The sequence below is a fragment of the Pseudomonas sp. FW215-R2 genome (genome assembly GCF_058789255.1).
The window spans coordinates 1-14,163 of sequence record NZ_JBYTBO010000011.1 but is presented as its reverse complement, the minus strand read 5'-3'; the positions used below and the strand labels follow the sequence as shown (position 1 = coordinate 14,163).

At 60.4% G+C, this 14,163-nt stretch carries 15 protein-coding genes; all 15 read left to right on the top strand.

The genetic code is table 11. From position 1 onward, the window contains the following. Position 1 precedes the first annotated feature (1 nt). The 15 genes from mltG (at position 2) to araH (ending at position 13,934) form a co-directional block, all read left to right on the top strand. Positions 2-1,183, top strand: a complete 1,182-nt coding sequence (mltG, locus tag AC3WRD_RS16495) for an endolytic transglycosylase MltG (protein WP_102622538.1) — start codon at positions 2-4, stop codon at positions 1,181-1,183. A gap of 19 nt (positions 1,184-1,202) precedes the next feature. Further along, positions 1,203-1,835 carry a dTMP kinase gene (tmk, locus tag AC3WRD_RS16490; RefSeq protein WP_102622539.1) on the top strand — a complete coding sequence of 211 codons (633 nt, stop codon included), beginning with the start codon at positions 1,203-1,205 and terminating at the stop codon, positions 1,833-1,835. Continuing rightward, positions 1,828-2,811, top strand: coding sequence for a DNA polymerase III subunit delta' (locus tag AC3WRD_RS16485; RefSeq protein ID WP_102622540.1), 984 nt, complete (start codon positions 1,828-1,830; stop codon positions 2,809-2,811). Before tmk ends, AC3WRD_RS16485 begins: the two co-directional genes overlap by 8 nt. A 42-nt stretch (positions 2,812-2,853) precedes the next feature. After that, positions 2,854-3,210: a PilZ domain-containing protein gene (locus AC3WRD_RS16480; protein WP_085704734.1), complete on the top strand. Its 357-nt coding sequence runs from the start codon at positions 2,854-2,856 to the stop codon at positions 3,208-3,210. 15 nt (positions 3,211-3,225) lie between these two features. Beyond that, a complete protein-coding gene (locus tag AC3WRD_RS16475) occupies positions 3,226-4,011 on the top strand; it encodes a TatD family hydrolase (RefSeq protein WP_102622541.1) in 786 nt (261 codons plus the stop codon). Between the two features lie 341 nt (positions 4,012-4,352). Continuing rightward, on the top strand, positions 4,353-4,991 hold the full coding sequence (locus AC3WRD_RS16470) for a TetR/AcrR family transcriptional regulator (protein WP_007950805.1): 639 nt from the start codon (positions 4,353-4,355) through the stop codon (positions 4,989-4,991). Between the two features lie 138 nt (positions 4,992-5,129). Then, positions 5,130-6,098: a GTP 3',8-cyclase MoaA gene (locus tag AC3WRD_RS16465; RefSeq protein WP_102622542.1), complete on the top strand. Its 969-nt coding sequence runs from the start codon at positions 5,130-5,132 to the stop codon at positions 6,096-6,098. Between the two features lie 120 nt (positions 6,099-6,218). After that, entirely contained in the window at positions 6,219-6,824 is a 606-nt protein-coding gene (locus AC3WRD_RS16460; protein WP_007950810.1) for a DUF4823 domain-containing protein, read from the top strand. A gap of 15 nt (positions 6,825-6,839) precedes the next feature. Then, positions 6,840-7,400 (top strand): DUF1285 domain-containing protein, encoded by a 561-nt coding sequence (locus AC3WRD_RS16455; protein WP_102622543.1) that lies wholly within the window; start codon positions 6,840-6,842, stop codon positions 7,398-7,400. Positions 7,401-7,501: 101 nt separating this feature from the next. Next, on the top strand, positions 7,502-8,218 hold the full coding sequence (locus AC3WRD_RS16450) for a FadR/GntR family transcriptional regulator (protein WP_102622544.1): 717 nt from the start codon (positions 7,502-7,504) through the stop codon (positions 8,216-8,218). Between the two features lie 25 nt (positions 8,219-8,243). Then, positions 8,244-9,119, top strand: a complete 876-nt coding sequence (locus AC3WRD_RS16445) for an SMP-30/gluconolactonase/LRE family protein (protein WP_102622545.1) — start codon at positions 8,244-8,246, stop codon at positions 9,117-9,119. A gap of 270 nt (positions 9,120-9,389) precedes the next feature. Next, the gene (locus AC3WRD_RS16440; protein ID WP_102622546.1) at positions 9,390-10,208 is read left to right on the top strand and encodes an SDR family oxidoreductase; all 819 of its coding nucleotides are present in this window, start codon (positions 9,390-9,392) and stop codon (positions 10,206-10,208) included. A gap of 144 nt (positions 10,209-10,352) precedes the next feature. Further along, on the top strand, positions 10,353-11,357 hold the full coding sequence (locus AC3WRD_RS16435) for a substrate-binding domain-containing protein (protein ID WP_102622547.1): 1,005 nt from the start codon (positions 10,353-10,355) through the stop codon (positions 11,355-11,357). Between the two features lie 54 nt (positions 11,358-11,411). Next, complete coding sequence (gene araG / locus AC3WRD_RS16430; RefSeq protein ID WP_102622548.1) at positions 11,412-12,953, top strand: L-arabinose ABC transporter ATP-binding protein AraG; 1,542 nt, start codon at positions 11,412-11,414, stop codon at positions 12,951-12,953. Positions 12,954-12,965: 12 nt separating this feature from the next. Then, positions 12,966-13,934, top strand: a complete 969-nt coding sequence (gene araH / locus AC3WRD_RS16425; protein ID WP_085697229.1) for an L-arabinose ABC transporter permease AraH — start codon at positions 12,966-12,968, stop codon at positions 13,932-13,934. Positions 13,935-14,163: the final 229 nt, after the last annotated feature.

Genomic DNA, 14,163 nt, shown 5'->3' with positions numbered 1-14,163 from the left:
CGTGAGACGTAAACTTTTGCTGCTGCTGGAAACCGGACTGGTTCTGGCAGGGCTGCTGCTGGGCGCCAGCGCCTGGAAGATTCATTCGGCACTGGAACAGCCTCTGAATATCACGCAGGAAGAACTGCTGGATGTGCCCAAGGGTTCCACGCCGACCCGCACCCTTCTCGGACTTGAAGCCGATGGCGTGATCAAGGACGCTTTCTGGCTACGCATATATTGGCGTTTCAATCTGACGGGCACCCCGATTCACACGGGCGAGTACCGCATGCAGCCGGGCATGACCGTCAAAGGTCTGATCGAGCTGTGGAAGCGTGGCGAAGTGGTTCAGTACAGCCTGACCCTCGTCGAAGGCTGGAACTTCCATCAGGTGCGCGCCGCTTTGTCGAAAGACGAAAAGATCGAGCAGACCCTGACCGGTCTGAGCGACAGTGATGTGATGGCCAGAATCGGCCACAAGGGCTTGTTTCCTGAAGGTCGGTTCTTCCCTGATACCTACCGATTCGTGCGCGGGGTCTCCGATACCGAGCTGCTGAAAAAGGCGTTCGACCGCCTCGACGAAGTACTGGCCAAGGAATGGGAAAACCGCTCCACTGATGCCCCCTACACCGAGCCTTACCAGGCGCTGATCATGGCGTCACTGGTGGAGAAGGAAACCGGCGTTCCGCAGGAGCGTGGCCAGATTGCCGGCGTGTTCGTACGTCGCATGGCGCTGGGTATGCAGTTGCAGACCGACCCGACGGTGATCTACGGCCTGGGTGATCGCTACAACGGCAAGCTGACTCGTGCGCATCTCAAGGAAGCCACGCCGTACAACACTTATGTGATTCCGGGGCTGCCGCCGACGCCGATTGCGATGGTTGGCCGCGAGGCGATTCACGCCGCGTTGAACCCGGTGGAAGGCACCAGCCTCTACTTTGTAGCTCGTGGCGATGGCAGCCATGTGTTCTCCGACGACCTCGATGCGCACAACAGTGCGGTGCGTGAGTTCCAGCTCAAACGGCGCTCGGATTACCGTTCGAGCCCGGCGCCGGCTTCGACACCGGAAGCCGCTCCGACAACCGGGGAAGCCGCTCCTGCCGCATCACCCGACACTGCGCCAGAATCGTTGCCGCAGGTTCCTGCCCAGGAGCCCGCGCCGACTCCGGAAACCGAAGCGGCCGCACCGCAAACCGCGCAATGACTTTGATTAAGGACTGCCTGTGACTGGCTTGTTTATTACCCTGGAAGGCCCGGAAGGCGCCGGCAAGAGCACCAACCGCGAATACCTCGCCGAGCGCCTGCGCGCCGCCGGTATCGAAGTGGTGCTGACCCGCGAGCCCGGCGGTACGCCGCTGGCCGAGCGTATTCGTGAGGTGTTGCTGGCCCCGGTCGACGAAGTGATGAACCCGGACACCGAGCTGCTGCTGGTGTTTGCCGCCCGTGCCCAGCATCTGGCTGAAGTCATTCGTCCGGCGCTGGCCCGTGGTGCCGTCGTCTTGTGCGACCGGTTCACCGATTCGACTTACGCTTATCAGGGTGGCGGTCGCGGTCTGTCGCTGGAGCGTATCGCTGCGCTGGAGACTTTCGTTCAGGGCGACCTGCGTCCCAACCTGACGCTGATTTTCGATCTGCCGGTGGAAATCGGCCTGGCCCGTGCCAGCGCTCGCGGTCGTCTGGATCGCTTCGAACTGGAAGGCCGGGCGTTTTTCGAGGCGGTGCGCAGTGCTTTCCTCAAACGTGCCGAGGCCGATCCGGCGCGTTACGTGCGGATCGACGCCGGTCAGCCGTTGGCCAAGGTTCAACAATCGCTGGATACCCTGATTCCGAACTTGCTGGAGCTGTGCCGTGGCTGAGGCCTATCCGTGGCAGGACAGTCTCTGGCAGCAACTGGCCGGTCGCACTCAGCACGCCCACGCGTATCTGCTGCACGGTCCCGCCGGGATCGGCAAGCGCGCGTTGGCCGAGCGGCTGATGGCCAGTCTGCTGTGCCAGCGTCCGACGCCTGAAGCCTGCGGCGAGTGCAAATCCTGCCTGCTGCTCAAGGCCGGCAGCCACCCGGACAATTACATCCTCGAACCGGAAGAAGCGGACAAGGCGATCAAGGTCGACCAGGTGCGTGATCTGGTCAGTTTCGTGGTGCAGACCGCGCAACTGGGCGGTCGCAAGGTGGTGCTGATCGAGCCGGTGGAGTCGATGAACATCAACGCCGCCAACGCCTTGCTCAAGAGTCTCGAAGAGCCGTCGGGCAATACCGTGTTGTTGCTGGTCAGTCACCAGCCGAGCCGTCTATTGCCGACCATCAAGAGCCGCTGCGTGCAACAGGCCTGTCCGCTGCCGAGCGAGGCCATGAGCCTGCAATGGCTGGCTCAGGCATTGCCGGAATGCTCCGAAGAGGAACGGGTCGAGCTGCTGACTCTGGCGGCTGGCTCACCATTGGCCGCTGTCACGTTGCAGGGGCAGGGCGTACGTGAGCAGCGTGCGCAGGTTGTGGAAGGCGTGAAGAAGCTGCTCAAACAGCAGCAATCGCCGACGCAACTGGCCGAGGAGTGGAAAAACATTCCGATGCTGCGCCTGTTCGACTGGTTCTGCGACTGGTCGAGCCTGATCCTGCGCTATCAATTGACCCAGGATGAAGCGGGCCTCGGCCTGACCGACATGCGCAAGGTCGTGCAGTACCTGGCGCAGAAAAGCGCCCAGCGTAAAGTCCTCGATATCCAGGACTGGATTCTCGCCCAGCGCCAGAAAGTCCTGAGCAAGGCCAACCTCAATGCCGCGTTGCTGCTGGAAGCGTTGTTGGTGCAATGGGCGAGTCTGCCTGGCCAAAGATAAGAATGTGTACCTAGACTCTGAACATCAGCAGTGGAGGTCAACATGAATGAACCCGTCAGCCCGGGGCCGCGCAACGGCATCTTGTCCCTGACCATCAAGGACAAGTCCGTCCTTTACGCCGCTTACATGCCGTTCATCAGGAACGGTGGCTTGTTCATCCCGACCAACAAGAGCTACAAGTTGGGCGACGAGGTGTTCATGTTGCTGAACCTGATGGATGAGGCGGAAAAGATACCGGTGGCCGGCAAAGTCGCCTGGATCACTCCCAAAGGCGCCCAAGGCAATCGCGCTGCCGGCGTCGGCGTGCAATTCAACGATGGCGACAACACCGCGCGCAGTCGCATCGAAACTCATCTGGCCGGAGCCCTGAAGTCCGACCGTCCCACTCATACGATGTAAGTTGCAGTCCTTTTTATGCTCGTAGATTCCCATTGTCACCTTGATCGCCTCGACCTCGCCGTTCACGACGGTTCCCTGGATGCCGCACTGGATGCGGCCCGCCAGCGCGGCGTCGGGCATTTCCTGTGCATTGGCGTCAGCGCCGATAACGCCGCCGACGTCAAAGCCCTGGCTGAGCGTTACGACGACGTCGATTGTTCGGTCGGCGTGCATCCGCTGGATGTGCAGCCGGGCGCGGCGCCGGCGCTGGATTGGCTGCTGCATGAACTGAATCACCCGAAAGTGGTGGCGATCGGCGAAACCGGTCTGGACTACCACTACGAGCCGGAAACCGCCGAATTGCAGCAGGAGTCTTTCCGTCTGCACCTGCAAGCCGCACAGCAGACCGGCAAACCGGTGATCATCCACACCCGTGGCGCCCGCGCCGACACGCTTGAATTGTTGCGCGAAGCTGCGCTGCCCCAGGCCGGTGTGCTGCATTGCTTCACCGAAGACTGGGACATGGCCAAGGCGGCGCTGGACATGGGTTATTACATTTCCCTGTCGGGCATCGTCACCTTCCGCAATGCCGATGCGCTGCGCGATGTGGCAAGCAAGGTCCCGGCGGATCGCCTGCTGGTGGAAACCGATTCGCCGTACCTGGCGCCGATCCCTTATCGCGGCAAGCCGAACCTGCCGCAATACGTGCGGGAAGTGGCAGAGTTTCTGGCGATGCTGCGGGGCGAGAACTATGAGCGCTTTGCCGAGCAGACCACGGAGAACTTCAAGCGACTGTTTCCGCTGGCGCACGTAAAAGCCTGAATCGCAGGCAAAAAAAACCCGGGTTCTGGGGGGTGAATCCGGGTTAAGACCATTAGGAGTAAAACAAAGGCACGCGGTCCTTTGGTACCTTTACCGGCGCGACACTTGGGGGAGATGTCGCCCGACAGTTCAAGTATTGATCAGTCTGGCGTTCAGTCCAGTTGGCCGGTCGGGGTTTTTAAACAAATTTGGAATACGTTCGCTTCGGTTATGTTCTCATTCCTCCCGAAACGTTCGTGAAATGAACAAGAAACACAGATATGGTCGGATGATCCGTGCATTTTTGCGCAAGTTAGGCATAATACGCGGCTTCGAATTTTGACCCCTACAGACCTTTTCTTATGCACAAAGAACCTCGTAAGGTCCGTGAGTTTCGTCGCCGCGAGCAAGAAATTCTCGATACCGCGCTCAAGCTGTTCCTCGAACAAGGTGAAGACAGTGTCACCGTCGAGATGATTGCTGATGCCGTGGGTATCGGCAAAGGCACGATCTACAAGCACTTCAAGTCCAAGGCGGAAATCTATCTGCGCCTGATGCTCGATTACGAGCGCGACTTGAACGAGCTGTTGCATTCGGCCGATGTCGACAAGGACAAGGAAGCCCTGTCCCGTGCCTACTTTGAATTCCGCATGCGCGACCCGCAGCGCTATCGCCTGTTCGATCGCCTGGAAGAGAAGGTGGTCAAGGGCAATCAGGTCCCGGAGATGGTCGAGGAGCTGCACAAGATCCGTGCCTCGAACTTCGAACGTCTGACCCTGCTCATCAAGGGCCGCATCAGCGAAGGCAAGCTCGAAGACGTGCCGCCGTACTTCCATTACTGCGCATCCTGGGCGCTGGTGCACGGCGCTGTGGCGCTGTATCACTCGCCGTTCTGGAGCAACGTGCTGGAAGATCAGGAAGGTTTCTTCCAGTTCCTGATGGACATCGGCGTGCGCATGGGCAACAAGCGCAAGCGCGACCCTGAAACGCCAAGCAGCTGAATCATTCAGTCGCCTTATGCGCCGTGTTTTTCGCTACATGGCGCAGTACCGCAGGAATATACTCAGGCATAGGGCTTGCTAAAACTTGAATTGTGAGTCAAGTTTTAGCCGCTCGATTTTCCATCGCCGGAGTGCTTCATGATCGTTGACCGTCAAGGCAGGCGTTTTCGCAATTTGCGGATCAGTCTGACCTCCGCCTGCAATTACGCCTGTACCTACTGCGTGCCCAACGGCAAGCGGCTGGTGGCTGCGCAGGATGAACTGTCGGCCGAGGCCATGGCACGCGGCGTTGCCTATCTGATCGAAGCCGCCGGCATCGAGCGCCTGCGCATCACTGGCGGCGAGCCGCTGGTCAGTCCCAAACTCGAATCCTTCATGACCGCCGTCGGCAAGATGGGCCTGGAAGACATCAGTCTGACCACCAACGGCCAGCTCCTGGCGAAAAAACTCCCGCTGCTGGTCGATGCCGGCCTGCGACGGATCAACGTTTCCCTCGATACCCTGGACGCCGGCGCGTTCCGCAGCATTGCCCGTGGCGGCGATCTGGCCACCGTGCTCGACGGCATGGATCAGGCTGCAGCGGCGGGAATGAAGATCAAGGTCAACATGGTGCCGTTGCGCGGGCAGAACCTCGACCAGGTGATGCCGCTGCTCGATTACTGCCTTGAGCGCGGCTTTGAACTGCGCTTCATCGAGCTGATGCGCATGGGCCACCTGGCCACCGATTCCAATGCCTTCCTGCAACAGTTCGTCAGCCTGCAACAGTTGCTGAGCCTGATCGGCGAACATTACGAGTACGCGCAAACCGACGCGCCGGTGGACGCCACGGCCGTTCGCTATGCAATTCCCGGTCTCGGCAACTTTGGTGTGATCGCCAACGAAAGCGTTCCGTTCTGCCGAACCTGCTCGCGACTGCGACTGTCATCCACCGGATGGCTGCATGGTTGCCTGTCATCGAGTAATCGTCACTACGTCGGTGACCTGCTCGACAAGCCGCGCCACGAGGCGCTGCCAGCGTTGCAACGATTGCTGGTCAAGGCCTTGGGCGACAAGCAGGAAGTCGCATTCTCCGGCGGCGCCACCGTCATGAAGATCATCGGCGGCTAAGCCCCTCGCCACAAAAGCTTTATTTCAAACCGGATACCTGCACATTTCCAAGGACTGGCGCAAAAGCTGCATCCTACGGCCATTCGCCGGTTTTCCGTCACCGGCTTCTGGAGGATTAGGATGCGTAGCCTGGTTTTGCTGCTGGCCGTTTTGGCGCTGGGCGGCTGTATGACTGTCAGTGACATGGCCGAAGGGACTCGCTACCAGATGAGCGACGCAGGTCTGCTGGATCACAGCGACAGCCGCCGCGTAAACAATTTCCGCATTCAGCCGGATTCGTTCATCTACATCGCGCAGGGTTCGTTCGCGCCGCCGGGTGGTTCCTACCCGCGTCCCAACGTAGTGGCCGAGGAGGCCTTCAAAGGTTTCGTCGAATACTTCCCGATGGTCCGTCGCGCCCGTGCGCCGGAAGGCCTCGACCAGGCGATGGGCGAAGCCCGTGATGCCGGTGCTCACTACCTGCTGTACACCCGTTTCGCCAAGGCTGACGACCGCATCGGCAACTCCGATGAATGGCTGGATCAGGAAGCCGTGGATCGCCTCGGTATCGACGGCGGCGTGATTCAGATCATGTTGATCGAGACCAGCACCCAGTATTTGATTGATACTGCACGGATCAAGAGTCGTGGCGGTTTACTGACGTTCCACGATAACAAGCCCGAAGACCTGATCGGCCCACCGCTGGCGCAGTACGCGCGCAGCCTGCTGGGCGTCGGGGACCAGTAATTCAAGGAGTACGCCATGAGTGGCCCGCAAAAAGCCAATGACCTGTTGGGACAAATCCCCAAAACCAAAGGCTTGCCGCCGGTGCACTTGTGGAACCCGGATTTCTGCGGCGACATCGACATGCGCATCGCCCGTGATGGCACCTGGTATTACCTGGGTACGCCGATCGGGCGCAAGCCGATGGTCAAGTTGTTCTCCACGATCATCCGCCGCGATGGTGATGACTATTTCCTGATTACTCCGGTGGAGAAAGTCGGGATCAAGGTCGATGACGCGCCATTCGTGGCGATTGCCGTGGAAGTGGAAGGCGAGGGGGAGGCGCAAGTACTGCGCTTTACCACCAACGTCGATGTAACCACCGAGGCCGGCCCGGAGCATCCGATCCGGGTGGAGATCGATCCGACGACGCAAGAACCTGCGCCCTACGTGCATGTACGCACCAATCTCGAAGCGCTGATCCACCGCAACGTGTTCTACCAATTGGTCGAACTGGCGGTCAGCCGAGAAATCGATGGCCAGCGCTGGCTCGGCGTCTGGAGTGGCGGCGAGTTCTTCCGCATCGGCCTCGAACCCTAAGAAACCGCAGTCTGTGAAAGCAGGCTGCGGTTTTTTGTCGTTGACTCTCAATCGTATGATGATTAGCTTGGGCAACCACAGCGAACGGCTTCGGGGTATCCATGTCGAGCAGTTTTCACGCATCAACGGTTGACTGGCTGGGCGCCTGGATTGCCGCCGGCCAGGTAAAACCGGGGCAGGCGATCAAAGTCGAGGCCGATCTGGGCGAACAGCTCGGTGTCAGCCGCACCGTGATCCGCGAAGCGATCAAGACCCTCGTCGCCAAAGGCATGCTCGAAGTCGGGCCCAAAGTCGGCACGCGGGTCTTGCCGATCAAGCGCTGGAACCTGTTCGACCCGCAAGTCGTGGGTTGGCTGTCGCGCAGCGGCCTGCCGGAAAACTTCGTCGATGACCTGCTCGACCTGCGCCGCACCATCGAACCGATGGCGGTGCGCTGGGCCTGCGAGCGGGCGACCGTCGAACAGGTGCAAGCCGTGCAGCAGGCCTACAACGCCCTGGAGAAGGCGGTGGACAGCGGGATCGATTACAACCGTGCCGACCAGTTCTTCCACGAGTGCATTCTGGCCGCCAGCCACAATCAATTCATCGAGCAAATGGTGCCGGCCCTCGGCGCGCTGCTCGCCGTGTCCTTCGAAGTGTCCGCGGCAGACCCCGACGAATTACGCCGCACACTGCCCATCCATAAAGACATGGCCGACGCCATCGCCGCCCGGGATGCCGCGCGCGGGGTATGGGCCTGCATGACCCTGATCGACAATGCCGACCTGGCCATCAAGCGGTTCTACCCGCAGGTGATGGCCGACAAAAAAGCCAGCTGACAAAAACAACAAGACAGGAGGTTGCATGACGTGGACTGCGGTGACAGAGCATCGGGCGCAACTGGGCGAAGGCCCGTTCTGGGACGCACCGACCCAGGCGCTGTACTGGGTCGACATCGCCGGCAAGCAGGCGCTGCGCCTGATCGGGCAGAACGTGCAGATCTGGCAGATGCCGGAACACGTCTCGGCGTTCATCCCCTGCGCCAGCGGCGACGCGCTGGTGACCCTGAGCAGCGGCGTCTACCGACTCGACCTGGATTCCCCCGGACTTGAGCCGCGGCTGACGCTGTTCTGCGTCGCCGACCCGCAACCGGGTAACCGCGCCAACGAAGCGCGTTGCGATGGCCAGGGCCGCTTGTGGCTCGGCACCATGCAAAACAACATCGGCGAGCAGGGCGAAGATCTGCCGATCACCCGTCGTTCCGGTGGGTTGTTCCGGATTGATCCGGATAAACGAGTCACGCCATTGCTGCGTGGCTTGGGGATTCCCAACACACTGCTCTGGAGTGACGACGGCACCACGCTGTTGTTCGGCGATAGCCTCGACAGCACCTTGTATCGCTATTTCATCCACACCGACGGCAACCTCGACACGGCCCGGTCTTGGTACAGCGCCGATCAGAACGGTGGCCCGGACGGTTCGGCGATGGACGCCGAAGGCTACATCTGGAACGCCCGCTGGGACGGCAGCTGCCTGCTGCGCCTGACACCGGATGGCCAGATCGACCGCAAGATCGACCTGCCGATCAGCCGCCCGACCAGTTGCGTATTCGGCGGCGCCGACCTGAAAACCCTGTACATCACCAGCGCCAAAAGTCCGCTGAACCACTCGCTGGATGGCGCCGTGCTGTCGCTACGAGTGGACGTCGCAGGAAAGCTCTGTACGCGATTCGCCAGTTAAATCCCAAAATATGGGATGCAAAATTATATATTGAGATTATTTGGTGGTCGGGTTTATAGTCGGCTCCAGCAGTAACACGCACTCACACTTAAAAAGAACAAAACAGGTGAAGTGATGCAGCGAATCTCTATCGCACTCCCCAGCGGAGTCAGCGTCCCGCAACGGCCCGATGCCGTCAGCGGCGCTCGCCTGTTGTGTTCCAGAAGCCTTCCAGACCGGACATCGTCAGATGCCCGGTTTTTTTATGCTTTCCAACAGGAGTCCTGATTCATGGCTGAACCTCTGTCCCTGCCACCGGTACCCGAGCCACCGAAAGGCGAGCGCCTGAAAAACAAGGTTGTGTTGCTGACCGGCGCCGCCCAAGGCATCGGCGAAGCGATCGTCGCGACTTTCGCCTCGCAGCAGGCGAAACTGGTGATCAGCGATATCCAGGCTGAAAAAGTCGAGAAAGTCGCTGCGCACTGGCGCGAGCAGGGCGCCGATGTGCAAGCGATCAAGGCCGACGTATCGCGCCAGCAGGATCTGCACGCCATGGCCAAACTGGCTATCGAGTTGCACGGTCGTATCGACGTGCTGGTCAATTGCGCCGGGGTCAACGTGTTCCGCGATCCGCTGGAAATGACTGAAGAAGACTGGCGCCGCTGCTTTGCCATCGATCTCGACGGCGCCTGGTATGGCTGCAAGGCCGTGTTGCCGCAGATGATCGAGCAAGGCATCGGCAGCATCATCAACATTGCCTCGACCCATTCCACGAACATCATTCCCGGCTGCTTCCCGTACCCGGTGGCCAAGCATGGCCTGCTCGGGCTGACCCGCGCGCTGGGCATCGAGTACGCGCCGAAGGGTATTCGCGTCAACGCCATCGCCCCGGGATACATCGAAACCCAGCTCAACGTCGATTACTGGAATGGCTTCGCCGACCCGCACGCTGAACGCCAGCGCGCCTTTGACCTGCATCCGCCAAAACGCATCGGCCAACCGATCGAAGTGGCGATGACGGCCGTGTTCCTGGCCAGCGACGAAGCGCCGTTCATCAACGCCTCGTGCATCACCATCGATGGTGGTCGTTCGGTGATGTACCACGACTGAAAAACCGGATTCCAGGTGGAAAGGTCCGCCTGAAATCCAATCATCATACGATATGACTATTGTCCTGATGATTGACAGAAACATGCTTCGACCGCTTCAACGCTTTTCAAATAACGCTCAAGAAAAATAACAAGGAGTCTGCTTATGAAACGTCGTTTCGGGATTCGTACCCTGTGCAGTGCCGCGCTGGCGGCCACTGCGTTCAGCCTGAGCGGTTCGCTGCTGGCCGCCGATCCGGTGAAGATCGGTTTTCTGGTCAAGCAGGCCGAAGAGCCGTGGTTCCAGACCGAATGGGCCTTCGCCGAGAAAGCGGCCAAGGACAAAGGCTTCGAGCTGATCAAGATCGCCGTGCCGGACGGCGAGAAAACCCTCTCGGCCATCGACAGCCTCGCGGCCAACGGTGCCAAGGGCTTTGTGATCTGCCCGCCGGATGTATCCCTCGGCCCTGCGATCATGGCCAAGGCCAAACTCAATGACCTGAAAGTGATTGCCGTGGACGACCGTTTCGTCGACGCCAACGGCAAGTTCATGGAAGAGGTGCCGTACCTCGGCATGGCCGCGTTCGAAGTCGGCCAGAAGCAGGGCGCCGCCATGGCCGCCGAAGCGAAAAAGCGTAACTGGGACTGGAAAGACACCTACGCCGTTGTGAACACCTACAACGAACTCGACACCGGCAAGAAGCGCACCGACGGCTCGATGAAAGCGCTTGAAGATGCCGGCCTGCCGAAAGAGCACATCCTGACCGCCGCCCTGAAAACCCTCGACGTACCGGGCAGCATGGACGCCACCAACTCGGCGCTGGTCAAGCTGCCGGGCGCGGCGAAGAACCTGATCATCGGCGGCATGAACGACAACACCGTGCTCGGCGGCGTGCGCGCCACCGAAGCCGCCGGGTTTGCCGCCGCCAACGTGATCGGCATCGGCATCAACGGCACCGACGCGATCGGCGAGCTGAAAAAGCCCAACAGCGGCTTCTACGGTTCGATGCTGCCGAGCCCGCACATCGAGGGCTACAACACCGCGAGCATGATGTACGAGTGGGTCACCACCGGCAAAGAACCGCCGAAATACACCGCGATGGACGACGTCACCCTGATCACCCGCGAGAACTTCAAGCAAGAGCTGGAAAAGATCGGCCTGTGGAACTGACGGAAGCGGCGGCCCGGGCAACCGGGCTGTCATCGGTGTGAAGAGGTGGCTTAAATGCACGCGCAAGTACAAACACAACAACACAGTGCTGGCAGCCTGCGCTTCAACGGGATCGGCAAGACCTTTCCCGGGGTGAAGGCGCTGGACGGCATCAGCTTCGTCGCCCATCCCGGGCAGGTGCACGCCTTGATGGGCGAGAACGGCGCCGGCAAATCGACGCTGCTGAAAATCCTCGGTGGCGCCTACATTCCCAGCAGCGGCCAGCTGCAGATCGGCGAACGGACGATGGCCTTCAAGTCCACCGCCGACAGCATCGGCAGCGGCGTGGCGGTGATTCACCAGGAGCTGCATCTGGTGCCGGAAATGACCGTGGCCGAGAACCTGTTCCTCGGCCACCTGCCGGCCAGTTTCGGTCTGATCAATCGCGGTGCGCTGCGTCAGCAAGCCTTGGCTTGTCTCAAAGGTCTGGCCGATGAAATCGACCCGCAGACCAAGGTCGGGCGCCTGTCCCTCGGTCAGCGGCAACTGGTGGAAATCGCCAAGGCGTTGTCCCGTGGCGCCCATGTGATCGCTTTCGACGAACCGACCAGCAGCCTCTCGGCACGGGAAATCGACCGGTTGATGGCGATCATCGGCCGGCTGCGCGACGAGGGCAAAGTGGTGCTCTACGTCTCCCATCGCATGGAAGAAGTGTTCCGCATCTGCGACGCGGTGACGGTGTTCAAGGACGGTCGCTACGTGCGCACTTTCGATGACATGAGCCAGTTGACCCACGATCAACTGGTGACCTGCATGGTCGGGCGCGACATTCAGGACATCTACGATTATCGCGGTCGCCCGCGCGGTGCGGTGGCGCTGAGAGTCGATGGATTGCTCGGCCCGGGCCTGCGTGAGCCGATCAGTTTCGATGCGCACAAAGGCGAAATTCTGGGTCTGTTCGGACTGGTCGGGGCAGGGCGCACCGAGCTGTTCCGGTTGCTTAGCGGTCTGGAACGCAACACCGCCGGGCGCCTGGAATTGCGCGGCCATGAACTGAAGCTGCGTTCGCCCCGCGATGCGATTGCCGCCGGGATTCTGCTGTGCCCGGAGGACCGCAAGAAGGAAGGCATCATCCCGCTCGCCAGCGTCGCCGAGAACATTAACATCAGTGCGCGCGGCGCGAACTCAGGGCTCGGTTGCCTGCTGCGCGGGATCTGGGAAAAGGGCAACGCCGACAAACAGATCAAGGCCCTGAAAGTGAAAACGCCCCACGCCGGGCAACAGATCAAGTTCCTCTCCGGCGGCAACCAGCAGAAGGCGATTCTCGGCCGCTGGCTGTCGATGCCGATGAAAGTCCTGCTGCTCGACGAGCCGACCCGGGGCATCGACATCGGCGCCAAGGCCGAGATCTACCAGATCATCCATAACCTGGCCGCCGACGGCATTTCGGTGATCGTGGTGTCCAGTGATCTGATGGAAGTGATGGGCATTTCCGACCGCATTCTGGTGCTGTGCGAGGGCGCCCTGCGTGGCGAAGTCAGCCGCGACCAGGCCAACGAATCCAACCTGCTGCAACTGGCTTTGCCGCGCCACCGCACTGACGGCGTGGCGAACTGAGAGGTGACTATGATGACAACCCAAAACGAAACCCTGCCGACCGCGCGCAAACCGCTGGATATGCGGCGCTTCCTCGATGACTGGGTGATGTTGCTGGCGGCGGTCGGGATCTTCCTCGCCTGCACCTTGCTGATCGACAACTTCCTCTCGCCGCTGAACATGCGTGGCCTGGGCCTGGCGATTTCCACCACCGGTATCGCCGCGTGCACCATGTTGTATTGCCTGGCGTCGGGGCATTTCGATTTGTCGGTGGGTTCGGTGATTGCCTGCGCCGGGGTGGTTGCGGCGGTGGTGATGCGCGATACCAACAGCGTGTTTCTCGGCGTCAGCGCCGCGCTGGTGATGGGGCTGATCGTCGGTTTGATCAACGGCATCGTGATCGCCAAGTTGCGGGTCAACGCGTTGATCACGACGCTGGCGACCATGCAGATCGTCCGTGGCCTGGCCTACATTTTTGCCAACGGCAAAGCGGTGGGCGTGTCCCAGGAATCGTTCTTCGTGTTCGGCAACGGCCAGTTGTTCGGCGTGCCGGTGCCGATCCTGATCACTATCGTCTGCTTCCTGTTTTTCGGCTGGCTGCTGAATTACACGACCTACGGGCGCAACACCATGGCCATCGGTGGCAACCAGGAAGCGGCGTTGCTGGCGGGGGTGAATGTCGATCGCACGAAGATCATCATCTTCGCGGTGCATGGGGTGATTGGTGCGCTGGCGGGGGTGATTCTGGCTTCGCGGATGACTTCGGGTCAGCCGATGATCGGGCAGGGGTTTGAGCTGACGGTTATTTCGGCTTGCGTGCTGGGCGGGGTGTCGCTGAGTGGCGGGATCGGGATGATCCGGCATGTGATTGCCGGGGTGTTGATTCTGGCGATTATCGAGAATGCGATGAACCTGAAGAATATCGACACGTTTTATCAGTATGTGATTCGGGGTTCGATTCTGCTGTTGGCTGTGGTTATCGATCGTCTCAAGCAACGCTAAGATCAAGAGCTCCCTCACCCCAGCCCTCTCCCGGAGGGAGAGGGAGCTGACCGAGGTGTCTTGCGCTGTACATCGACCTGAAACATCCGGTCGATTATGGATTCGGCAAAGCCTTTTCAGGTCGACGTACCTCCCGAATATCCCCCATTCAGTTCCCTCTCCCTCCGGGAGAGGGCTAGGGTGAGGGAAAGCTTTTGATCTCCCGCCTTCCGTCACCCCACCCAAAATT